Origin of the sequence: Zhengella mangrovi (genome assembly GCF_002727065.1) — a bacterium.
GTDB classification, from domain to species: Bacteria; Pseudomonadota; Alphaproteobacteria; order Rhizobiales; family Rhizobiaceae; genus Zhengella; species Zhengella mangrovi.
The window spans coordinates 473,674-493,502 of sequence record NZ_PDVP01000002.1 but is presented as its reverse complement, the minus strand read 5'-3'; the positions used below and the strand labels follow the sequence as shown (position 1 = coordinate 493,502).

Here is a 19,829-nt window from a genome sequence, read left to right as displayed (position 1 = left end):
CATTTTGCCATATTGGCTGCCGAAGACTCCGCATTGCGCGAAACAGACACAGGCATGATGGCTGGAAACCGATGAACGACACGCCACAAAACCGCTTTGGCCGCAATGGCAGTGGCTCCGGCGGGCCGATTGTGCCCAAGTCGCCGAGCCAGGCCTTCCGTCCCGAACAGGGCACGCCGCCGCCGCGCCGGTCGCGCGCGGCACGCAACCAGTTCGTGGTCTTTCTCAACTTTGCCCTGTCCACCGTCATCCTGGTGGTGATCGCCGTGGGCATCGCCCTCTGGTTCGGCCGCCAGGAATTCTTCGCGCCGGGACCGTCGGCTACCGCGACCACTTTCTCGGTCCCCAAGGCCGCCGGGACCAGCCAGATCGCGGCGCTGCTGGCGCGGCGCAACCTGATTTCCGACGAGCGCATCTTCTCGCTCGGCGTCCGCGCCTTCGGCAATGACGGCAAGCTGAAGACCGGCGAATACGAGATCAAGGCCGGCGCCTCCATGAAGGACATCATGGAACTGCTGAAAAGCGGCCGCTCGATCCTCTATTCGCTGACCGTCCCGGAAGGCTGGACCGTCGACCAGGTCATGAAACGCATCGCGGGCAACGAGGTCCTCTCGGGCGACATGCCGGCGGAGATGCCGCCGGAAGGCAGCCTGATCGCCGATACGCAGAAGTTCGAGCGCGGCACGTCGCGCACCGAACTGGTCGATCGCATGCGCAAGGCCCAGGAACAGCTCGTCGAGCGCATCTGGAATCGCCGCGAACCCGACCTTCCGGTCAAGGACATCAACGAATTCGTCACCCTCGCGTCGATCGTCGAGAAGGAAACCGGCGTCGCCGACGAGCGTCCCCGGGTGGCCGCGGTTTTCATCAACCGCCTGCGCAAGGGCATGCGCCTCCAGTCCGACCCGACGATCATCTACGGCCTGTTCGGCGGTGAGGGCAAGCCGGCCGACCGCCCGATCTACCGGTCCGACATCGACAAGCCGACGCCCTACAACACCTATGTCATCGATGGCCTTCCGCCCGGTCCGATCGCCATTCCCGGCCGCGCCGCGCTGGAAGCGGTGGCCAACCCGTCGCAGACCAGCGACCTCTATTTCGTCGCCGACGGAACCGGGGGGCACGTGTTCTCCGAAACGCTGGACGAGCACAACGACAACGTCCGGCGCTGGCGTGAACTGAAGAAGAAAGAGGAAGCCGAGGCGGACAAGGCCGCAACGGAGGCCGTTCAGGGCGGGCAGGAACAGCCGGCCCAGTAAGGCAATGCGGCACGGCAGGCCGCGGGGGCCGGAGCGCAGCGCGGATACCGTGCCGGCGCTGGCGCCCGGGCCGCGAGAGGAAGGCGGGAGGGCCATATGGCATTGCAGAGCATGACGGGGTTCGCCCGGGCCGACGGGGAGACGCCGGCGGCGTCTTTCGCCTGGGAGCTGAAGTCGGTCAACGGCAAGGGTCTCGAAACGAGGCTGCGCCTGCCCGGCGGCATGGAGCGGCTGGAACAGCCGGTCCGCGCGGCCATCCAGCGCCGGTTCACCCGTGGCAACGTCAACGCCAACCTGTCCCTGGCGCGCAGCGGCGGCACGGTCACCCCGGTCGTCAACGAGGTCTTCCTGCACGAGGTCGCCCGCCTGGCGAAGGAGTTGAGCGAGCAGCAGGGCTTCCGCCCCGCCTCCGCCGATGGCCTGCTTGCGCTGCGCGGCGTGCTCGAACCGGCCGAGGTGGCCGAAACGCCGGAAGACCGCCAGGCGCTCGATGATGCCGTGCTGGCCGGCCTCGAGGCTGCGCTCGACGACCTGGCCGCCATGCGCCTGCAGGAGGGCAGGGCGCTGTCCACCTTCCTGCTGCTCCAGATCGACGAGATCGAGGTCCTGACCCTGCGCGCCGAGGCCGATCCCTCGCGCGAGCCGGGCGAGATCGCCCGGCGGCTCGCCCAGCAGGTCGACCTGCTGATGTCGTCCGGCAAGGGCTTCGATGCCGAAAGGCTTCATGCCGAGGCCGCGCTCCTGGCCGCCAAGGCGGATATCCGCGAGGAACTCGACCGGCTGAAGACGCATGTCGAATCGGCCCGGCAACTGGTCCTGTCCGGCGGCCGCGTCGGCCGGAAGCTCGACTTCCTGGCGCAGGAATTCAATCGCGAAGCCAACACGCTGTGTTCGAAGTCGAACGCCGCCACGGTCACGGCCATCGGCCTGCAGATGAAGGTGGCGGTCGATCAGCTGCGCGAGCAGGTCCAGAACATCGAGTAAGGAGATGGCCATGACCCAGTCATTCAATCCCTCTGCCCGTCTCCCGTCCGCCGCCATCAGGCGCCGCGGTCTCATGCTGGTCCTCTCCTCGCCGTCGGGCGCGGGCAAGTCGACGATCGCCCGCAACCTGCTGGAGAACGACAAGCTGCTGGAACTGTCGGTCTCGGTCACGACGCGCTCGCGCCGCCCCTCCGAGATCGATGGCGTTCACTATCACTTTGCCACGCAGCGCGATTTCGAGCGCATGCGGGACACCGATGCGCTGCTCGAATGGGCCGAGGTGCATGGCAATTTCTACGGCACGCCGCGCGAGGCCGCCGAAGGCGCCCTGGCCGACGGCCGCGACATGCTGTTCGACATCGACTGGCAGGGTGCCCAGCAGATGAAGGAAAAGATGCACGCCGATATTGTGTCCATCTTCATCCTGCCGCCGTCGATGGCCGAACTGAAGGCCCGCCTGAAGCGGCGCGCCGAGGACAGCGAGGATGTGATCGCGCGGCGGCTCGCCAATGCCCGCGCGGAGATCGAGCACTGGCGCGAATACGACTACGTCGTGGTCAACGACGATCTCGACCGGGCCTTTGCGGCCGTGCGGTCGATCGTTGCCGCGGAACGGCTGCGCCGCGACCGCCGACCCGGGCTGTTCGACTTCGTCAGCAATCTCCTGGAAGAGCAGCCGGTCTGAGGCCGCTGCCGACCGGCCGCCTTGCGGCTCAGATCAGGTTCGCCAGCCGGACGAAATCGGACACGTCGAGCGTTTCCGCCCGGCGGGTCGCGTCGATGCCCGCCCGTTCCAGCAGGGCTTCCCCGCCCAGCGATTTCAGGCTCTGGCGCAGCATCTTGCGGCGCTGCCCGAAGGCCGCCTGCGTGACCCGCTCCAGCTTGCCGAGCGCGCAGGGTTCCGGTGCCGGACGCGGCACCAGGTGAACGACGGCCGAACTGACCTTCGGCGGCGGCGAGAAGGCCTGCGGCGGAAGCTCGAAGGCGATCTGCGCTTCGGCCCGCCAGCCCGCCAGCACCGCCAGCCGCCCGAATGCGGGCGTTCCGGGGCGGGCCACGATGCGTTGCGCCACTTCCTTCTGGAACATCAGGGTGAGCGACCGGTAGAAGGGCGGCCAAGGCTCGGCTGTCAGCCAACCGGTCAGCAGTTCCGTGCCGATGTTGTAGGGCAGGTTGGCGACGATGCGCACGTCGTCGTGCCCGGCCGCCAGGGCGGCGAAATCGGTTTCCAGCGCATCGCCTGAAACGACGGTCAGCCGGCCGGGATAATGCGCCTCGATCTCGGCCAGCGCCGGCAGGCAGCGCTCGTCGCGTTCGACGGCGATCACGCGGGCCGCGCCGGCATGCAGCAGCGCCCGCGTCAGGCCGCCCGGGCCCGGGCCGACCTCGATCACGGTTGCCCTTTCCAGCGGTCCGGCAATCCGCGCGATCTTGCCGGTGATGTTCAGGTCGAGCAGGAAGTTCTGGCCAAGCGACTTCTTGGCCGCAAGGCCGTGAGCGGCGATGACAGCCCTGAGCGGCGGCAATCCGTCCATGCTGAGGCGCTCGCCGCCGCTGGTCACGCCGACGGTCCCTGCTGCGCTGCCATCTCCGCGGCCATCCGCAGCGCGGCGATGAAACTGTCGGGCCGGGCAAGGCCCTTGCCGGCAATGTCGAAGGCCGTGCCGTGGTCGGGAGAGGTGCGGATGAAGGGCAGGCCGAGCGTCACGTTCACCGCGTCGTCGAAGCCGAGCGCCTTGGCCGGGATCAGTGCCTGGTCATGGTACATGCACACGGCCACATCGTAGTTGGCGCGCGCGCGCTCGTGGAACATCGTGTCGGCGGGCAGGGGTCCGGCGATGTCGAGCCCTTCGGCGCGCAGGCGGTCGAGAACAGGACCGATGACCTCGATTTCCTCGCGCCCCATGCTGCCGCCTTCGCCCGCATGCGGGTTGAGCCCGGCGACGGCGAGGCGCGGACGCGCCAGCCCGAAACGCGACTGCAGGTCCCGCGCGGTGATCCGCAGGGTGTCTTCCAGCAGGTCCGGCGTCAGGGCGGCGGGCACGTCCGACAGCGCAATGTGGATTGTCACCGGCACGCTGCGCAGCTTCGGCCCCGCGAGCATCATCACCGGCCGCACCGGCTGGCCGGTCGCCTGCTCGGCGAGGCTTGCCAGGTATTCCGTGTGGCCGGGAAAGGAAAATCCCGCCTCGTAGAGCGGTTTCTTGGCGATCGGCAGCGTCACCACGCCCGCCGCCTTGCCGGCCGTCGTGTCCTGCACGGCCCGGTCGATCGCACCGACGATCATGGAGGCATGCGCCGGGTCGGGGCAGCCGGCCTGCACCGGTGCCGCGGATCGGATCTCGATGACCGGCAGGGCCGAGGAGAAAGTGGCGGGTGCCTCTTCGGGGCCGCCGATGACCTTGACCGGCAGCGTGAACCCGCACTGGCGCGCCCGCGAACCGAGCGCCGCGCTGTCGCCGATCAGGTAGAAGGCCGGAAGCGCATGGTCCTGCCGGCCGAGCCAGGCCCGCGCCGCGATCTCGAGGCCGATACCCGCCGGGTCGCCACCGGAAACAGCAAGCGGTTTCAAGGTGTTATCGCTTGACGATCCGGGACCTGCCACGCAGTTCCTTCATGTACTTGTCGTTGAGCGCCTTGGCCTGTTCGCCCATGTCGCCCTCGTTGGTGAAGACCATCTGCGCCACGCGGTCATCCGAAACGAGCTTCGCCTTGCAGATGGCGATGAACTCCGCGCCGCGGTCCGTCGTGCGCACTTTCGTCGCCTGGCCTTCCTTGATCGGCTTGATCAGCGGCGCCCAGTCCGGCGGCAGTTCCGGCTCCAGCACGCGGCCGAGATCGCGGATGGTCACATCCAGCAGGCCCTTGGCCTGGTCGTGGGTCTTGTCGCATCCGCTGAAACGGGCGCGCATGTTTTCCGCTTCGCGGACGCGGGAGTTGAGCTTGGCCTTGCGCTCCGCCGAGGGCACTACGAAGATCACCTGCTGGAGGATGTATTCGGTCGCCGTCGGCTTGTCGCCGCCCTGCTTGAGCATGCGCTGCACGACATCCTGTTCGCTCATCTTGGCGTCGTGCTGGAACCGGGCGCGCAGCAGCGACTGCCAGCCCATCTGCACGCGGATGAATTCCTTGAAGTGGGCGGTGGTCACGCCGGAGCGGTTCAGGATGCTGGAGAGCTGCTTCACGCTCAGCTTGTTGCGCTGCGCGAAACTCGCGAAATTCTCGTCGATGGCCGATTTCGGGATGTTGACGTTGAGACGCTGCATTTCCACCGTGCGCAGCGCCTGTTCCACCATCTCGTTCTCGGCCTGCTCCCTGAGGTTGCCCTTGCGCCGCTGCAGCTTCAGGAAGGCCGTACGCCGGGCGATGTCATAACTGGTGACCGGCAGGTTGTTGACCACGTAGCGGATTTCGGACGCCTGCGCCTGCGAGACGACCGGCAGGCCGGCGCCGGGAGTGAAGGCGAGGGCTGTTGCGATCGCGCTGGCCGCCAGGAGGGTCTTCATGCGGAAGGTCATTCTGGCTCCGTTCAATTCGCGTTTGATCATGATCGGCTTCGGGTGCCTATATTATGCGGCAAAAGCATGACGTCAAACGGCCGTCAGTTGCCGTTCAGCGCCTGCGAGGACCCGAAATCCCCGAGCGTCCGGAAGGCGATCCGGAACCCGAACGAGCGGGTCGGCTCGGCCGTCGCAACCGCCGGGTTCTTCGATTCGGTGAAATTCAGGCCGAAGGTGAAGCACTCGTCGTCGTACAGGAAACCGATGCGTTTGCCGGAAACAACATCGTATTGAAGATTGTACGTCAGGCCGCCATAGACCCGCCAGAACTCGGCCAGTTTGACGCTCACGTCGCCCGCCACTTCCTCGCGCCGTCCCGGGAAGGAATAGGTCGGCTGCGGCGCGATGTTCGAGTAGCGAAGCGAGATCGAGCCATAGTTCTTGATGAGCGCGGCACGGGCCTCGAACCGCCGCAGGGCGAAGCTGTCCTTGTCGAAACGGCCCGAGACCGAGGCCGCGAACCCGTCCGGGCTGGCCACGCCGAACGAGCCGACATAGTCCGAGCGCGCCGACTGCAGGCCCGAATCCGCGCCGACGGCGACGAAGTCCGGCTGCGCGTATGGGTTCTCGCCGGCCAGGTGGAAGGACTGACCGAACAGGCCGTTCGCCGTCCAGCCGTTGGCGAAGCTGCCCGAATAGCGCATGCCGAGGTTGGCGCGCGTTCCGCCCTCGATCCGGTCCCAGCCGGCGAACTTGTCGCGCTCGAACAGGTTGGCGGCGTCGAAGACGAGCGCCTGCGAATCCTCGTTGGGAAGGCCGAGCGCCGTCTGGTAGGGCGCGTTCGGCCGCACGAAGATCTGTGCCATTGGCTCGAAGACATGCGTCGCCGAGGTGGTGGAGAACAGGATCGGCCAGCGCAGTTCCATGCCGGCGGTCGCCATGTAGCGGAACCAGGCATTGCGCGTGTTGACCGCGATGCCGTTGTTCACGCCCATGTCGCCGATCGCGTCGCGCGTCGCCTGGTTGTAGTTGGTGAAGATGCCGTCGCCGCGCAGGCCGAGCAGCGGCGTGATGACCAGGCCGTTGTCGGTGATGATGTTGCGCTTCCACTCCAGGTCGGCCGACAGCCGCTGGCTGGTCCCGGCCAGGCCCGGGATGGTGGTGATGCCGCCGACCCCGATATTGCTGATGATCTGGTCTTCGCGCAGGTTGTTGCCGGTATGGGTGACGTCGCGGTAGATGCTCTGGGCATTCATGTCGAGCGACAGCTGCCCGCCGGCCACCGGCTCGTCGAACGTCTTGGAATAGTCGAAGGAGGGCAGGGCCCAGGCCTGGCGCTCGTCGCGCGCGCGGGCGTCACCCTTCAGCGTGTTCTCCTGCACCTGGAAGCGCATGAACCGCAGGTCGAGATAGTTCCGGTCGTTGAGCCCGGTCAGGTAGACTTCCGAACGGTGGACGCCGCCATCGAAACCGCCGATCCCGTAGATGCGCGAGAAGTTCTTGTCGGATTGGTAGAGCAGGTCCCAGCCGAAGATCCAGCGTGAATTGAGCTCGAACTTGCCCTTGGTGCCCACCATGTAGCGGGTCTTGGCGGCCTGGCTGACGAAGTCGCTCTTGAACGCCGTCGGGTTTCTCTGGCTGATCCCGGCCGCCTTGAGGGTGAACTGGCCCGTGTTGAAGCGCTTGCGGAACTCCACTTCCCCCAGGAAGCCCTGGCGGGTGTAGTAGGTCGGCGTCAGCAGCAGGTCGTAGGTCGGGTCGAGCGCGATGTTGAAGGGTGTGCCGACACCCCAGCCGAGCGCCGTGGAATTGCTGATGCGCGGGAACAGGAAGCCGGTCTTCTGCTTCACCGTAGGATCGGCCATGGAATAGGTCGGCAGGTAGGCGATCGGCAGTCCGAGGAACTCGAACCGGGCATCGGTGAAGCGGACGACCTTTTCCTGGCCGTCCCAGACGATCCGCCGTGCCTTGATCTGCCAGACGGGAGCCCGGCCCGGATCCTCCTTGCAGGGCTCGCAGGCCGTGTAGACGCCGTTGTTGAAGGTCGTGACGTTGCCGCCCTCGCGGGTGGCGCTCTCGGCGGCAAACCGCGTGTTGTCGGTCGTCTCGACGCGCAGCGCGTTGACGAAACCGTTGCCGAGGTCGTCGGTGATGTCGATTTCGTCGGCATAGATGCGGTTGCCGTCGCGCTCGATGATCTCGACATTGCCCGACGCCATGACGCGCCGCGTGGCCTGGTTGTAGGTGACCTTCTCGGCGACCACCTTGTAGCCGTCGTAGTCGATCTGGACATTGCCCCTGGCGGTCACCGTGCCATTGTCGTTGTCGTAGATGAGCGTGTCGGCTTCCATCAGCATCTGCGCGTCCGGATTGCTGGACACGGCGCCGAACTGGTCAAGGGTCTGGGCGAATGCAGCCGGTGCGCCACCGGGCAGAAGCGGGGCGGAAAGCGCGAGAAGACTGACTCCGGCAAGCCGGGCAGCAAGCAGCGAGGTCCGACCTATCCCCCGACGTGGCACCACGTTATCCGTCCTCCCGGTGAAGAAGAAAGCTGATCCCGATGAAAGCGGCAATCACGACCGGCGTCCATGCTGCAATGACGGGTGGCACGAATCCGGAGCTTCCAAACGCCTTGACCAAAACCGAAGCGACATAAAGCAGAAAACCGGCCGCTATGCCACCCACGACCATTGCGCCGGATTGTCCGAAGCGGACAAAGCGCAACGACACCGTCGCCGCGATGAGCGTCATCGCCACGAGCAGTGCAGGAAGAGCAATAAGGGAATGGAATTGCATGCGCAACGGGTAGGCCGGATATCCGAAGGCCCTTGAAACTTCAATTTTTTCAGGAAGTGAGAAAAAGGGCACAGAATCCGGTTCGGCAAGTTTTTGCTGCACCAGTTCCGGGCGCAGGTTGGTCGCCACGCGAGCATCCTTGACGGCCTTGGGCTCGACCCCGAGACGGGTTTCCCGGACATTCTGGAGCTCCCAGTAGCCCTCGTGAAGCGTGGCCTTTTCGGCATCCTGGCGGCTGACGATCTCGCCGGCCGTGTCGAGATGGATGAAGACCGGGCTGGAGAGCACCAGTCCGCCCTGCAGCACCGCCTTCGCGCCGATGATGGTTTCGCCCTCGTCGGTCTTCTGGCGCAGCCAGGGCACCTGCGAGGCGATCGACGCGTTGGAACTGTTGGCCCGCCAGTCGGCCTCCATTGCCTGTGCCTTCTCGAAACCGATGGCCGAGAGCGGGTTGAGCACCGCCACCGCCAGCGCGCCGAACAGGAGCGCGCCGAGGCAGGCCGGCGCCAGGAACTGCCAGGCCGAGACGCCGGACGCGCGCGCCACCACCAGCTCGTAGCGGCGGTTCAGCGAGATCAGCGTCGCCATGCCCGAGAACAGGGCGATGAAGGGCACGATCTGCTGCATCAGGAAGGGAATGCGCATGGCCGAGATGAACAGCGCGCCCTGCATGGAATATTTCGGCAGGTTGGACGTCCTCGACGAGAATTCCGTGAAGTCGATCAGGAAGGCCAGCGCGAAGATGCCGACGAAGAACCACGCGGTGATCACCGCGTAGCGGCGCAGGAAATAGCGTCCGAGGGTCCAGCCGGGATGGGGGATCACGTCGTCGCCTCCTGCAGGCCTAGCCAGGCGCGCAGGCGCAGCGGCAGCAGGCCGATCGTCCGGCGGCGCACGGTCTCGGCCAGGGTCTGCAGCTTTTCCTCCTGGTGGGCGGGCAGGCCAAGGGTCCGCGACGTGGCGAAGAGCCAGCCGGACAGGGCGATCGTCGCCAGCGGAACCACGTAGAGCATGTAGCCGAACAGCGGGATCTGGTCGGCCTTGCCGAAGCTGAAATAGCCCATCCAGCGGACGAACAGGACCGTCGCGATGGTCGAGACCATCGGGTGCAGCCGCGCCTCGCGGTGCGACCGGGCATTGCCCGCGATCGCAAGCGCGATGAGCGCAAAGGCCAGCGGATTGAGCCAGGTGGTCAGCCGTGCCTGGATTTCCGCGAAGAACATGCCCGGGACCGACTTGAGATACGGGTCGTCGGGATCCGGGTCGAGGAGGTAGGTCAGCGACCGGTCCTTCGGCCACAGCCGGACCTCGCCCGCCGCCGGCGCGAATTCCGCCAGGTCGAAGACGTAGGAATTGTAGCGGATGATCGAGACCGGCTCGCCGGGCCGGTTGCGATGCACTTCGCCGTCCTTCATCGACAGGAAGTTGGCGCCGTCCTTTTCGCCGAGCACCGCCGTCTTGGCATAGTAGATCAGGTCGACGTCCTTGGTCCGCGAGTCGGCCACGATGACCGAGCCGAGCGTTCCGTCCGGCCGCCGCTCGCCGATCTGCATGAACAGGCCGTCGTCGATGCGGCGGAAGGCGCCTTCCTGCAGCAGCGTGCTGATCAGACCGGCGCGGGCCTCCGAGATCAGTTCGCGCACCGTCTGCCGGGTCACCGGCGCCAGCACGTTGTGGACGAGGAACGTCGCGACGCAGGCCGTCGCCGCCAGCACGATCACCGGTTTGGCGAGCGTCATGCGCGACGCGCCGGCCGCGTTGATCACCACCAGTTCCGAATCGGTGTTCATCGTCGTCAGCGTGTGCGCGACCCCGATCGCCACCGCGATCGGCAGCACTTCCGGCACCACGTTCGGCAGGATCAGCGTCGCCAGTTGCAGGAACGCGAAGGCGGACTGTCCCGAATCGGTCACGAGGTTGATGCGGTTGAGAACCTGGACCGTCCAGGCGATCGCGAGCGTCGACAGCGTTGCCGCGAGGAAAACGACCGTCATCCGGCGCAACAGGTATCGTTCTAGGATCGTCAACGTCATCCTGCGTTCCAAGTTTGACGGCGCATCTGGCCTTCCACGGCCAAAACCTGTCCCCTGCAGCCCCTTCGCCTGACAGCCTTAATGCGCCAAGCTTGGCTAAAAAAGGGCCAACAAACGCGGTTAACGAATTGTTGCACGCGGTTCCAGCCTTGCCAATCGCGCCAAAACGCACAACATCAGGCCCTTGTTTTCCAGATTCCCGAAAAAACCGGAGTAGTCATGTCCGCTCGCCCATCCATCAAGTTCGAAAAAATGTCGGTTCCGGACAAGGGAGCCGTGATCCTGCTCGCCGGCGATGACATGGAGATGTCGGACCCGGCGCTCGCCTGCGATCCTGACGGTGTAGCGGCGCGCGCCGCCGGTGACGCCGAGTTCAAGGGCAAGCTGGCCGCGACGCTGGAGATTCTGGCGCCGTCCGGCCCGGGCTTCTCCCGCCTCGCGCTGGTCGGCATCGGCAAGGCCGACGACCGCAAGGCCGATGCCTGGTCGCGCATCGGCGGGGCCGCCATGGGCGCGGCCGGCAAGGCGAAGGACATCGCGGTGATCGCCGATGCCGCCGACGGCCCGCTCAACGGCGAATCCATCGCTGAACTGGCCATGGGCATGGTCCTGCGCGCCTATGTCTTCGACAAGTACAAGACCAGGGGCGACAAGAAGGACAAGGCGGCCAAGGTCACCATTCACTGCGCCGACCCCGCCGCGGCGAAGAAGGCCTGGAAAGAGGCCGAGGCGCTGGCCGATGGCATGATGCTTGCCCGCGATCTCGTCAACGAACCGGCCAACATTCTCGGGCCGGAGGAATTCGCCGCCAGGGCGAAGGAACTCGAGGCGCTGGGCGTCGAGGTGGAAATCCACACCGAGAAGGAAATGCAGAAGCTCGGCATGGGCGCGCTGCTCGGCGTCGCCCAGGGGTCCGTGCGCCCGCCGCGCCTGGCCGTCATGCAGTGGAAAGGCGGCAAGGCCAAGGACAAGCCGGTCGCCTTCATCGGCAAGGGCGTCGTGTTCGACACCGGCGGCATTTCCATCAAGCCCGCCGCCGGCATGGAAGACATGAAGGGCGACATGGGCGGCGCGGCCGCCGTCACCGGCCTGATGCATGCGCTGGCCGCCCGCAAGGCGAAGGTCAACGCCATCGGCGTCATCGGCCTGGTCGAGAACATGCCCGACGGCAACGCCCAGCGCCCGGGCGACATCGTCACTTCCATGTCGGGCCAGACCATCGAGGTGCTGAACACCGACGCGGAAGGCCGCCTGGTGCTCTGCGACGCGCTGCACTACGTCAATGACCGCTTCAAGCCGGTCTTCATGATCAACCTGGCCACGCTGACCGGCGCCATCATCGTTGCGCTCGGCCACCACCATGCCGGCCTGTTCTCCAACAACGACGAACTGGCCGGACGGCTCCACGGGGCAGGGCAGGACACGGCGGAAAAGGTCTGGCGCATGCCGCTGGCCCCCGAATACGACAAGCTGATCGATTCCAAGAACGCCGACATGAAGAACATTGGCGGCCGCTGGGCCGGTTCCATCACCGCCGCGCAGTTCCTGCAGCGCTTCGTCGGCGAAACGCCCTGGGCGCATCTCGATGTCGCGGGCACGGCGATGGGCTCGCCGTCGAGCGAGATCTCCAAGGGCTGGGCGTCGGGCTTCGGCGTGCGGCTTCTCGACCGGCTGGTCCGCGACCACTACGAGAAGTGACCGGCCTCAGGGATCTTTCGGGACGTCGGGAAAGGCCGCCTGCGGCTTCGACCTGACGTCCCGGATATCCTTCGACAGGTCGTCCACCTGTTCGCTGAGCGTGCGTTCCACCGTCACGGGCTTCTTCGGCTCGAAGCGGGGGACCCGCGTCTTCAGCATGGCATCGGGATCCGGCGCGATGGGCCGGATGGTCGTGCAGGTCACCCCCTGGCTTCCCTGCTGCACGCATTGCGCAAGGGCAGGGGCTGCGGGCAGCATCAGCAGGAGGGTCAGGGCGGCAAACGTTTTCATGCATCCAGATATCGTGTGAAAAAACGGCGCCTGCAAGGCGGCGGCCCGCCGCAGGCCGTTGCAAGCGGGCGCCTGCCGGCCCCATATAGCACCCATGGCCGAGGTTCTCTTCTACCACCTGACCGAATCGACCCTGGAGGAAGCGCTGCCGGCGCTGCTCGAGCGCTCGATCCAGCGCGGCTGGAAGGTCGTCGTCCAGACCGGCACAGAGGAGCGCCGCGACGGCCTCGACCAGCACCTGTGGACCTTCACGGACGAGAGCTTCCTGGCGCACGCCACGGACAGGGCGGAGCACGCGGCGGAAAACCCCGTCGTCCTGACCACGGAAACCGCCAATCCGAACGGCGCGACGATCCGCTTCATCGTCGATGGCGCCACGCCGCCGGACCTGTCGGCCTACGAGCGCGGCGTCTTCATGTTCGACGGTCACGACACCGGCCAGCTCGACCACGCGCGCGCCCAGTGGAAGGCACAGAAGGCAGCCGGCCACGACCTGACCTACTGGCAGCAGACGCCCGAACGGCGCTGGGTGAAAAAGGCATGACCGACGAGACCCCCGACGATTTCCGCGCCCGCCGCGAGGCGATGAAGGCGCGCATCGACCCGCTGGACCGCGATGCTGGCGGCACCGTGTCCGACCGCAAGGCGTTTTTCGACCAGGTCTACGCCATGGCCGACGGCGACGAGGCGGCCGTGCCATGGGCCGACCTGAAGCCGAAGGACAAGCTGACGGAATGGCTGGCTGCCCATCCGGGCGAGGGCCGCAGCGCCATCGACATCGCCTGCGGGCTTGGCGACAATGCCGAGGCGCTGGCTGCCGCCGGCTATGCCACCACGGCCTTCGACCTGTCGCAGAAGGCGGTGGACTGGGCCCGCCGCCGCTTTCCCGCCTCGCCGGTCACCTATTTGACCGCCAATCTCATCGAACCGCCGCAGGGCTGGGCCGGCGCCTTCGATGTGGTCCACGAGTGCTACACCATCCAGTCCGTGCCGCCTGCCATGCACGGCGAATTTTCGCGGGCGGTCGCCGGCCTGGTGAAGCCGGGCGGATGCCTGCTGGTCTACAGCCGCCTGCGCCCGGAAGGCTCGCAGCACCAGGGCCCGCCATGGCCGCTGATGCCCTCCGAGACGGATGTCTTTGCCGCCTTCGGGCTTGAGCCGGAAAGCCGCGAGCGGTTCGAGATCGAACGTCCGGACCGGTCGATCGCGCATGAATTTGCCGTCTGGCGCAAGCCGGCCTGACCGGCGAGGAAAGGCACCGGCCATGATCCGCATCCTGTCCCTGCTTCTGCTGCTTGCCGGCCTCGCCGCCGCCGTCGGCTATCCCTGGGCAGTGGAAAACTTCTCCGGCAACGAACTCGGCACCATCCGCGTCTACGATCGCGACAACGGTTTCAAGGCAGCCCGCGTCATCATCTCGCCGGTCGATGCGCCGGTACGCGTGCTGGTCGACCTGACCGCCATGCCGCAGCGCGTCCTGCCGTCGGATCGCGCCATCCTCGACCTGACCATTGCCGGCGTCGACGGATCGAAGCGCACCGAGCGGCTGGAATTCGCTCCCACCCAGGCCAATCGCGAGGATGCGAGCCTGTCGTCCGACCAGGTCTACCGCGCCTCCGCCGGCATGATCGAGCCGCGCATCACCGGCGAATACACCTTCACCTTCGCGCCGGTGGGCGACCCGACGGTCGAGATGAAGGCGCTCGACCTCGTGCTCCGGGGCAATGCGCTGGCCTGGGACCGCCGCATCCAGCCGGCCGGCTTCATCGCCATGGCGCTCGGCTTCATCGGCTTCGTGCTGACCTTCCGGTCGCGAACGCCGGCGCCCAGGGAGCCCCAGCGCCGCCGCTGGGGGAGGGACTAGCATTTTGCAGGCAGGCGGGAGCCTGCCGCGGCACAAATGCGGAGGAGAAGTCATCTTGCAGGCAGGCGGGAGCCCGCCGCGGCACAAATGAGGAAGAGAAGTCATTTTGCAGGCAGGCGGGAGCCTGCCGCGGCACAAATGCGGAAGAGAAGTCGTTTTGCAGGCAGGCGGGAGCCTGCCGCAGCACAAATGCGGAAGAGAAGTCGTTTTGCAGGCAGGCGGGAGCCTGCCGCGGCACAAATGCGGACGAGAAGTCGTTTTGCAGGCAGGCGGGAGCCTGCCGCGGCACAAATGCGGAGGAGAAGTCATTTTGCAGGCAGGCGGGAGCCTGCCGCGAAGGAACCTGCGGCCGGCCAATCCTGTCGATGCCCGGTCGCGGCCGCCGTCAGAACGGCATCGGGTAGCGCCGGTGGATCGCCGCGATGGCTTCCAGCACGTCCGCGCCGAGGGTCACGTCCTTCGCGCCGATGTTGGTCTTCAACTGCTCCATCGAGGTGGCGCCGATGATGACCGACGTCATGAACGGACGGGTCAGGCACCAGGCGAGCGCCATCTGCGCCGGGTCGAGGCCGCTGTCGCGGGCAAGCCTGACATAGGCTTCCATGGCCGGAACCGCGTGCTCCTGCCAGCGCCCGCCGAGGTTTTCCGTGATCGAGCGGCGTGAGCCGGCCGGCACCGCCCCGTCCAGGTATTTTCCGCTCAGGATGCCGGCCGCCAGCGGCGAATAGGCCAGCAGGCCGACGTCCTCGTGGTGCGAAAGCTCCGCCCAGTCGGTGTCGAACAGCCGGCACATCAGGTTGTATTCGTTCTGCACCGAGGCCACGCGGGCGCCGCCGCTGCGCTCCGCGATCTCCAGCATCTTCGCCACGCCCCAGACCGAATCGTTCGACACGCCGAGTGCCCTGAGCTTGCCTTCCTTCACCATGTCGCCCGCCGTCGCGACGGTTTCCTCCAGGTCGGCCAGCGCCTGCGCCCGGTCCTGCTGCCACGGACTGAAGGTCCAGTTCTGGCGGAAATGGTAGGAGCCGCGATTGGGCCAGTGGATCTGGTAGAGGTCGATGTGGTCGGTGCCGAGGCGTTTCAGGCTCTTCTCGACCGCCTCGCGCAGGGTCTTCGCATTGGCCGGCTCGCCGTCGCGCACCGTCCTGTTGCCCTTGCCGACGATCTTTGTGGCGAGGACGATGTCGTCGCGCCTGCCGCGCGCCTTCAGCCACGAGCCGATGATCTCCTCCGTCCGCCCTGCCGTCTCGGCCCGCAAGGGATTGGTCGGGTACATCTCGGCGGTATCGAAGAAATTGATGCCCTGCTCGACGGCATGGTCCATTTGCGCATGGGCCTCGGCCTCGGTGTTCTGCTCGCCCCAGGTCATGGTGCCGAGACAGATTTCGGAGACGGCGATGCCGGTCCGGCCAAGCGAATTCATTTTCATGGGAAAAGTCCTGGATGGGATTCTGGAGTGGGATCGCAGCCAGACATAATCCATGACGGCGCCATGTCCAGCCTTGAACGGCTCAACCGGCCGGCGGCGTCCCGCGCCATTCGGCGATCGAGCGGGCGATCTCCTCGCGCAGGAACGTGGTGAACGCCCGCAGCTTGGCCGGCGCCGTCCGTCCCTTCGGCGTGATCAGCCAGTAGCCGGCCCCGGTTTCCACCCGTTCCGGGAAGGGCTGAACGATCTGCCCGCGGACGATGGCGTCGCTCGCCAGCGTCTCCCATGCCATGTAGACGCCCTGGCCGGTCATCGCCATGTCGAGGCACAGCGATCCGTCCGAAAGGGCAGGGCCGTCCGGCAGCGTCACGTCGTCCATGCCGTGACAGGCCAGCCACTCCGCCCAGCCGAGCAGGTTGTCGTCCTCGCGGATGACCGGGAACCGCAACAGGTCGGCGCGCGAGCGGACCTGGTCTGCGATGCGCGCGCTGCACACCGGGAAGACCCGTTGCTCCAGCAGTTTCTCCGCATTCACGCCTGGCCACGGGCCGCGCCCGACGCGGATGCACAGGTCGATGTCGGAATGCCCCGGGTCGACCAGGCCGACCTCGGGCTGGATGCGCACCTTGATGCCCGGATGGCGCCGGTAGAAGCGCTTCAGCCGCCACACCAGCCAGCGGCTGGCGAAGATGGGCGCCACCGAAACGACCAGCGTCTGGTCGCGGCCCGGATCGGCCAGCCGCACGGCGGTCGCCAGGTCGTTCATGCCGCGCGTCAGCCATTCCGCCACCTCTTCGCCCACCGGTGTCAGGCTGAGGCCCCGCGCGGACCGCTGGAACAGCGGCCGGCCCAGCATGTCCTCGGTGCGCTGGATCTGCTGGCTTACGGCCCCGGGCGTGACGCCGAGTTCGTCGGCCGCCGCCTTCAGCGAGCCGAGGCGGGCCGTGGCCTCGACCGCCCTGAGGCCGGTCAGGTGAACGCGGTTGAGTTCCCGCACTTTAGAAAACCTGAATCATGGGCAGCACTTGTGGATCGCGTTGGACACGGTCCCAGTCTATGCAACATCCATGAAAAAGGAAATCATCATGATCTGGATCAGGAAACTGCTGGCCGCCGGGCCGGACCCCGTCGATCAAGAAAATCTGTACCGCCGCGACCCGCTGGCCCATCCGGCCTTCCTGCACATGGATGCGCGGGGCCGCGCCGACCTGCCGATCGACCGGCGCCGCATCGCGCCGGAATAGCGGGGTCAGAGATCGTCGAAGCGGCCGCCACGGCCCTTGCCGGCGGAGAACCGCGCCGCCCCGCCCACGCCGTCGCGCGTGAACGTCTCGAGGCTCTTCCATTCATTGGCGAGCGCCGCCGCCGGGTCCTTGCCCCATTGCGTCAGCGCGCTCATTCGGTCGGCCCGCATGGTCGATTGCGGAAAGCGGGCCAGCGTTCCGGCCAGTTCCAGCGCCGCCTGCAGCGCGGCGCCGTCGGGCGCCACGGCGGTGGCGAGGCCCATCGCGAGGCACTCGTCCGCCTTGACCTCGCGACCGGTCAGGATCAGGTCCATCGCGCGGCCCTGGCCGACGATGCGCGGCAGGCGCACCGTACCGCCGTCGATCAGCGGCACGCCCCAGCGCCGGCAGTAGACGCCCATGTAGGCCGAGGCCTCCATCACCCGCAGGTCGCACCAGAGCGCCAGTTCCATGCCGCCGGCCACGGCCGCGCCGGAAATGGCGGCGATGACCGGCTTGGAGAGCAGCAGCCGGGTCGGCCCCATCGGGCCGGGGCGCGGGGAGCTTGCGGGGTTGTCCCAGTCGTCGCCGATGGCATGGCGCGCGAACCAGCCGTCGTCCATGCCGGCCGCGGCGGCTTTCAGGTCGAACCCGGCGCAGAAGGCGCCGGGAACGCCGGTGAGGATCGCCACGCGCTGGCTGCCATCGGCCTCGAAAGCGAGAAAGGCCTCGTAGAGCGCCGTGGCCATGGCCGGGTTGACCGCGTTGCGGGCGTCCGGCCGGTCGATGGTGACGATCGTCACGGCATCGCGTGTTTCGCTGCGGATCGTCATCCCGCCATCGCGTCCTCGTATTCGGCCGACATCTCCAGCCAGCTTTCCTCGGCCTGCGCCAGCCGGGCAGTGAGGTCCGCCCGTTCCTTGCCGAGGTCGCCGGCCTTCTTCGGGTTCTTGTCGTAGAGCGCGGGATCCGCCAGCTCCGTTTCGATGGCCTGGATGCGCTTGCCGAGCTTGTCCATCAGGCTCTCGGCGTCCTTGATCTTTTTCGACAGGGGCTTCAGCAACTCGCGCTTCTGCGCCGCCTCGCGCCGCTGGTCGGCCTTGGAGACCGGGGCAGGGCCGTCATCCTTCGGCTTCTTCGCGTCGGCCGCCGCCCTGGCCGCGCCGGTGATGAACTGGCGGTAGTCGTCGAGGTCGCCGTCGTAGGGGCTGACCCCGCCGTCGTGCACGAGCCACAGCCGGTCGGCGGTGGCCTCGACCAGGTGCCGGTCGTGCGAGATCACGATGACCGCGCCGGGGAAGTCGTTCAGCGCCTCGATCAGCGCCTGGCGGCTGTCGATGTCCAGGTGGTTGGTCGGTTCGTCGAGGATCAGCAGGTTCGGCCCGTCGAACGCGGCAAGCCCCATCAGCAGGCGCGCCTTTTCGCCGCCGGAGAGGTTCCTGGCCGGCGTGTCCATCTTCTCCGTCGCCAGCCCCATCTGCGCCACGCGGGCGCGCACCCGCGCCTCCGGCTCCTTTGGCATCAGCGCGCGCACGTGGTCCACCGCGCTTTCCTCCGGCCGCAGGTCGTCCATCTGGTGCTGGGCGAAGAAGGCCACCTTGAGATTGGGCGACAGCGTCAGCATGCCCGTCTCCGGCTTGAGCCGCCCGGCGATCAGCTTGGCGAAGGTCGACTTGCCGTTGCCGTTGGCGCCGAGCAGGGCGATGCGGTCGTCGGCATCGATGCGCAGCGAAAGCCGCTTCAGCACGGGCTGGCCGGGCACGTAGCCGACCGAGCCGCCCTCCAGCGCGATCGCCGGCGACGCGGCCCGCTTTTCCGGCTCCGGGAACCGGATCGGCGCGACGTGGTCGTTGATGGCGGCGGCGATGGGCGCCATGCGCTCCAGCGCCTTCAGCCGGCTTTGCGCCTGGCGCGCCTTGGAGGCCTTGGCGCGGAAACGCTCGACGAAGCTTTCCATGTGCTTGCGCTTGGCTTCCTGCTTCTCGCGCATCTTTTCCGCCAGCACCGCCTTTTCGGCGCGCTGCCGCTCGAACTGGTCGTAGCCGCCGCGCCAGAAGGTCAGCTTCTGCTGGTCCAGGTGCACGATGGAATTGACCGCCCGGTTGAGCAGGTCGCGGTCGTGGGAAATCAGCAGCACCGTGTGCGGATAGCGCGACAGGTAGCTTTCCAGCCACAGCGTGCCTTCCAGGTCGAGGTAGTTCGTCGGTTCGTCGAGCAGCAGCAGGTCCGGTTCGGCAAACAGCACGGCTGCCAGCGCCACGCGCATCCGCCAGCCGCCCGAAAAGCTCTTCGCCGGGCGCTTCTGCGCTTCCGCGTCGAAGCCCAGGCCCGACAGGATGGAGGCCGCGCGGGCCTCCGCCGAGTGGGCCTGGATGTCCGCCAGCCGCATCTGGATCTCCGCGATGCGGTGCGGATCCGTCGCCGTCTCCGCTTCCGCAAGCAGGGCCATGCGCTCGGTGTCGGCCTTCAGCACGATCTCGATCAGCGGCTCGTCCGTGCCCGGCGCCTCCTGTGCCACCTGGCCGATCTTCATGTTCTTCGGCAGGTGGATCGACCCGGTTTCGGGGGAAAGGTCGCCCGTGATGGCGCGGAACAGCGTCGTCTTGCCCGTGCCGTTGCGCCCGACGAGCCCGGCCTTCGCGCCCTCGGGCAGCGACAGCGTGGCATGGTCGATCAGCAGGCGGCCTGCAATGCGAAGCGAAAGGTCTGAAATCGTCAGCATGGCCCGCTTTTGGCTGAAGCTGCAAGCGGG

General features: G+C 67.0%; 19 protein-coding genes. 8 read left to right on the top strand and 11 right to left on the bottom strand.

The features are described from left to right. The first annotated feature begins 71 nt into the window (after positions 1 to 71). From mltG to gmk, 3 genes are all read left to right on the top strand, one after another. Entirely contained in the window at positions 72 to 1,259 is a 1,188-nt protein-coding gene (mltG, locus tag CSC94_RS06250) for an endolytic transglycosylase MltG (protein WP_099304925.1), read from the top strand. Between the two features lie 96 nt (positions 1,260 to 1,355). Then, a complete protein-coding gene (locus tag CSC94_RS06245; protein ID WP_099304923.1) occupies positions 1,356 to 2,243 on the top strand; it encodes a YicC/YloC family endoribonuclease in 888 nt (295 codons plus the stop codon). 10 nt (positions 2,244 to 2,253) lie between these two features. Continuing rightward, the gene (gene gmk, locus CSC94_RS06240; RefSeq protein ID WP_099304921.1) at positions 2,254 to 2,928 is read left to right on the top strand and encodes a guanylate kinase; all 675 of its coding nucleotides are present in this window, start codon (positions 2,254 to 2,256) and stop codon (positions 2,926 to 2,928) included. A 28-nt stretch (positions 2,929 to 2,956) separates the two neighbouring features. Here gmk and rsmA read toward each other — a convergent pair whose 3' ends face one another. The 6 genes from rsmA to lptF all read right to left on the bottom strand — a co-directional run bounded on the left by rsmA (position 2,957) and on the right by lptF (position 10,572). Then, positions 2,957 to 3,778 carry a 16S rRNA (adenine(1518)-N(6)/adenine(1519)-N(6))-dimethyltransferase RsmA gene (gene rsmA, locus CSC94_RS06235; protein WP_099305278.1) on the bottom strand — a complete coding sequence of 274 codons (822 nt, stop codon included), beginning with the start codon at positions 3,776 to 3,778 and terminating at the stop codon, positions 2,957 to 2,959. A 23-nt stretch (positions 3,779 to 3,801) separates the two neighbouring features. After that, positions 3,802 to 4,815, bottom strand: coding sequence for a 4-hydroxythreonine-4-phosphate dehydrogenase PdxA (pdxA, locus tag CSC94_RS06230; RefSeq protein WP_245408271.1), 1,014 nt, complete (start codon positions 4,813 to 4,815; stop codon positions 3,802 to 3,804). Between the two features lie 4 nt (positions 4,816 to 4,819). Beyond that, the gene (locus CSC94_RS06225) at positions 4,820 to 5,749 is read right to left on the bottom strand and encodes a SurA N-terminal domain-containing protein (RefSeq protein WP_245408270.1); all 930 of its coding nucleotides are present in this window, start codon (positions 5,747 to 5,749) and stop codon (positions 4,820 to 4,822) included. A 95-nt stretch (positions 5,750 to 5,844) separates the two neighbouring features. Continuing rightward, on the bottom strand, positions 5,845 to 8,262 hold the full coding sequence (locus CSC94_RS06220) for an LPS-assembly protein LptD (protein ID WP_245408269.1): 2,418 nt from the start codon (positions 8,260 to 8,262) through the stop codon (positions 5,845 to 5,847). A 4-nt stretch (positions 8,263 to 8,266) separates the two neighbouring features. Then, the gene (lptG, locus tag CSC94_RS06215) at positions 8,267 to 9,361 is read right to left on the bottom strand and encodes an LPS export ABC transporter permease LptG (RefSeq protein WP_099305274.1); all 1,095 of its coding nucleotides are present in this window, start codon (positions 9,359 to 9,361) and stop codon (positions 8,267 to 8,269) included. Beyond that, on the bottom strand, positions 9,361 to 10,572 hold the full coding sequence (lptF, locus tag CSC94_RS06210) for an LPS export ABC transporter permease LptF (RefSeq protein ID WP_099304915.1): 1,212 nt from the start codon (positions 10,570 to 10,572) through the stop codon (positions 9,361 to 9,363). Before lptF ends, lptG begins: the two co-directional genes overlap by 1 nt. Before the next feature lie 219 nt (positions 10,573 to 10,791). Here lptF and CSC94_RS06205 point away from each other — a divergent pair, with 219 nt between their 5' ends. Continuing rightward, positions 10,792 to 12,270, top strand: coding sequence for a leucyl aminopeptidase (locus CSC94_RS06205; protein WP_099304913.1), 1,479 nt, complete (start codon positions 10,792 to 10,794; stop codon positions 12,268 to 12,270). Between the two features lie 6 nt (positions 12,271 to 12,276). Here CSC94_RS06205 and CSC94_RS06200 read toward each other — a convergent pair whose 3' ends face one another. Then, on the bottom strand, positions 12,277 to 12,561 hold the full coding sequence (locus tag CSC94_RS06200; RefSeq protein ID WP_099304911.1) for a hypothetical protein: 285 nt from the start codon (positions 12,559 to 12,561) through the stop codon (positions 12,277 to 12,279). A 94-nt stretch (positions 12,562 to 12,655) separates the two neighbouring features. Here CSC94_RS06200 and CSC94_RS06195 point away from each other — a divergent pair, with 94 nt between their 5' ends. The 3 genes from CSC94_RS06195 to CSC94_RS06185 are packed head-to-tail and all read left to right on the top strand — an operon-like array spanning position 12,656 to position 14,425. Then, entirely contained in the window at positions 12,656 to 13,105 is a 450-nt protein-coding gene (locus tag CSC94_RS06195) for a DNA polymerase III subunit chi (RefSeq protein ID WP_099304909.1), read from the top strand. Then, entirely contained in the window at positions 13,102 to 13,803 is a 702-nt protein-coding gene (locus tag CSC94_RS06190; protein ID WP_099304907.1) for a class I SAM-dependent methyltransferase, read from the top strand. Before CSC94_RS06195 ends, CSC94_RS06190 begins: the two co-directional genes overlap by 4 nt. A 22-nt stretch (positions 13,804 to 13,825) precedes the next feature. Then, entirely contained in the window at positions 13,826 to 14,425 is a 600-nt protein-coding gene (locus CSC94_RS06185; protein WP_099304905.1) for a hypothetical protein, read from the top strand. 385 nt (positions 14,426 to 14,810) lie between these two features. Here the strand turns inward: CSC94_RS06185 and CSC94_RS06180 are convergent, their stop codons facing one another. Both CSC94_RS06180 and CSC94_RS06175 read right to left on the bottom strand, forming a co-directional pair. After that, on the bottom strand, positions 14,811 to 15,854 hold the full coding sequence (locus CSC94_RS06180; protein WP_099304903.1) for an aldo/keto reductase: 1,044 nt from the start codon (positions 15,852 to 15,854) through the stop codon (positions 14,811 to 14,813). Between the two features lie 82 nt (positions 15,855 to 15,936). Continuing rightward, positions 15,937 to 16,851 carry a LysR substrate-binding domain-containing protein gene (locus CSC94_RS06175; protein ID WP_099304901.1) on the bottom strand — a complete coding sequence of 305 codons (915 nt, stop codon included), beginning with the start codon at positions 16,849 to 16,851 and terminating at the stop codon, positions 15,937 to 15,939. Between the two features lie 88 nt (positions 16,852 to 16,939). Here CSC94_RS06175 and CSC94_RS24550 point away from each other — a divergent pair, with 88 nt between their 5' ends. Further along, on the top strand, positions 16,940 to 17,098 hold the full coding sequence (locus CSC94_RS24550; protein WP_165784310.1) for a hypothetical protein: 159 nt from the start codon (positions 16,940 to 16,942) through the stop codon (positions 17,096 to 17,098). Between the two features lie 5 nt (positions 17,099 to 17,103). Here the strand turns inward: CSC94_RS24550 and CSC94_RS06170 are convergent, their stop codons facing one another. Beyond that, a complete protein-coding gene (locus CSC94_RS06170) occupies positions 17,104 to 17,910 on the bottom strand; it encodes a crotonase/enoyl-CoA hydratase family protein (protein ID WP_099304899.1) in 807 nt (268 codons plus the stop codon). After that, a complete protein-coding gene (locus tag CSC94_RS06165; RefSeq protein WP_099304897.1) occupies positions 17,907 to 19,799 on the bottom strand; it encodes an ABC-F family ATP-binding cassette domain-containing protein in 1,893 nt (630 codons plus the stop codon). The genes CSC94_RS06170 and CSC94_RS06165 overlap by 4 nt, the downstream gene beginning before the upstream one ends. Between the last annotated feature and the right edge of the window lie 30 nt (positions 19,800 to 19,829).

What these genes read in the sequence shown, in the direction of transcription:
- CSC94_RS06225 (WP_245408270.1), bottom strand. Translation starts at nt 5,749, where the DNA reads ATGAAGACCCTCCTGGCGGCCAGCGCGATCGCAACAGCCCTCGCCTTC.
- CSC94_RS06190 (WP_099304907.1), top strand. Translation starts at nt 13,102, where the DNA reads ATGACCGACGAGACCCCCGACGATTTCCGCGCCCGCCGCGAGGCGATG.
- CSC94_RS06205 (WP_099304913.1), top strand. Translation starts at nt 10,792, where the DNA reads ATGTCCGCTCGCCCATCCATCAAGTTCGAAAAAATGTCGGTTCCGGAC.
- CSC94_RS06180 (WP_099304903.1), bottom strand. Translation starts at nt 15,854, where the DNA reads ATGAAAATGAATTCGCTTGGCCGGACCGGCATCGCCGTCTCCGAAATC.
- CSC94_RS06185 (WP_099304905.1), top strand. Translation starts at nt 13,826, where the DNA reads ATGATCCGCATCCTGTCCCTGCTTCTGCTGCTTGCCGGCCTCGCCGCC.
- CSC94_RS06200 (WP_099304911.1), bottom strand. Translation starts at nt 12,561, where the DNA reads ATGAAAACGTTTGCCGCCCTGACCCTCCTGCTGATGCTGCCCGCAGCC.
- lptF (WP_099304915.1), bottom strand. Translation starts at nt 10,572, where the DNA reads ATGACGTTGACGATCCTAGAACGATACCTGTTGCGCCGGATGACGGTC.
- CSC94_RS06195 (WP_099304909.1), top strand. Translation starts at nt 12,656, where the DNA reads ATGGCCGAGGTTCTCTTCTACCACCTGACCGAATCGACCCTGGAGGAA.
- CSC94_RS06245 (WP_099304923.1), top strand. Translation starts at nt 1,356, where the DNA reads ATGGCATTGCAGAGCATGACGGGGTTCGCCCGGGCCGACGGGGAGACG.
- rsmA (WP_099305278.1), bottom strand. Translation starts at nt 3,778, where the DNA reads ATGGACGGATTGCCGCCGCTCAGGGCTGTCATCGCCGCTCACGGCCTT.
- CSC94_RS24550 (WP_165784310.1), top strand. Translation starts at nt 16,940, where the DNA reads ATGATCTGGATCAGGAAACTGCTGGCCGCCGGGCCGGACCCCGTCGAT.
- mltG (WP_099304925.1), top strand. Translation starts at nt 72, where the DNA reads ATGAACGACACGCCACAAAACCGCTTTGGCCGCAATGGCAGTGGCTCC.
- gmk (WP_099304921.1), top strand. Translation starts at nt 2,254, where the DNA reads ATGACCCAGTCATTCAATCCCTCTGCCCGTCTCCCGTCCGCCGCCATC.
- CSC94_RS06170 (WP_099304899.1), bottom strand. Translation starts at nt 17,910, where the DNA reads ATGACGATCCGCAGCGAAACACGCGATGCCGTGACGATCGTCACCATC.
- CSC94_RS06165 (WP_099304897.1), bottom strand. Translation starts at nt 19,799, where the DNA reads ATGCTGACGATTTCAGACCTTTCGCTTCGCATTGCAGGCCGCCTGCTG.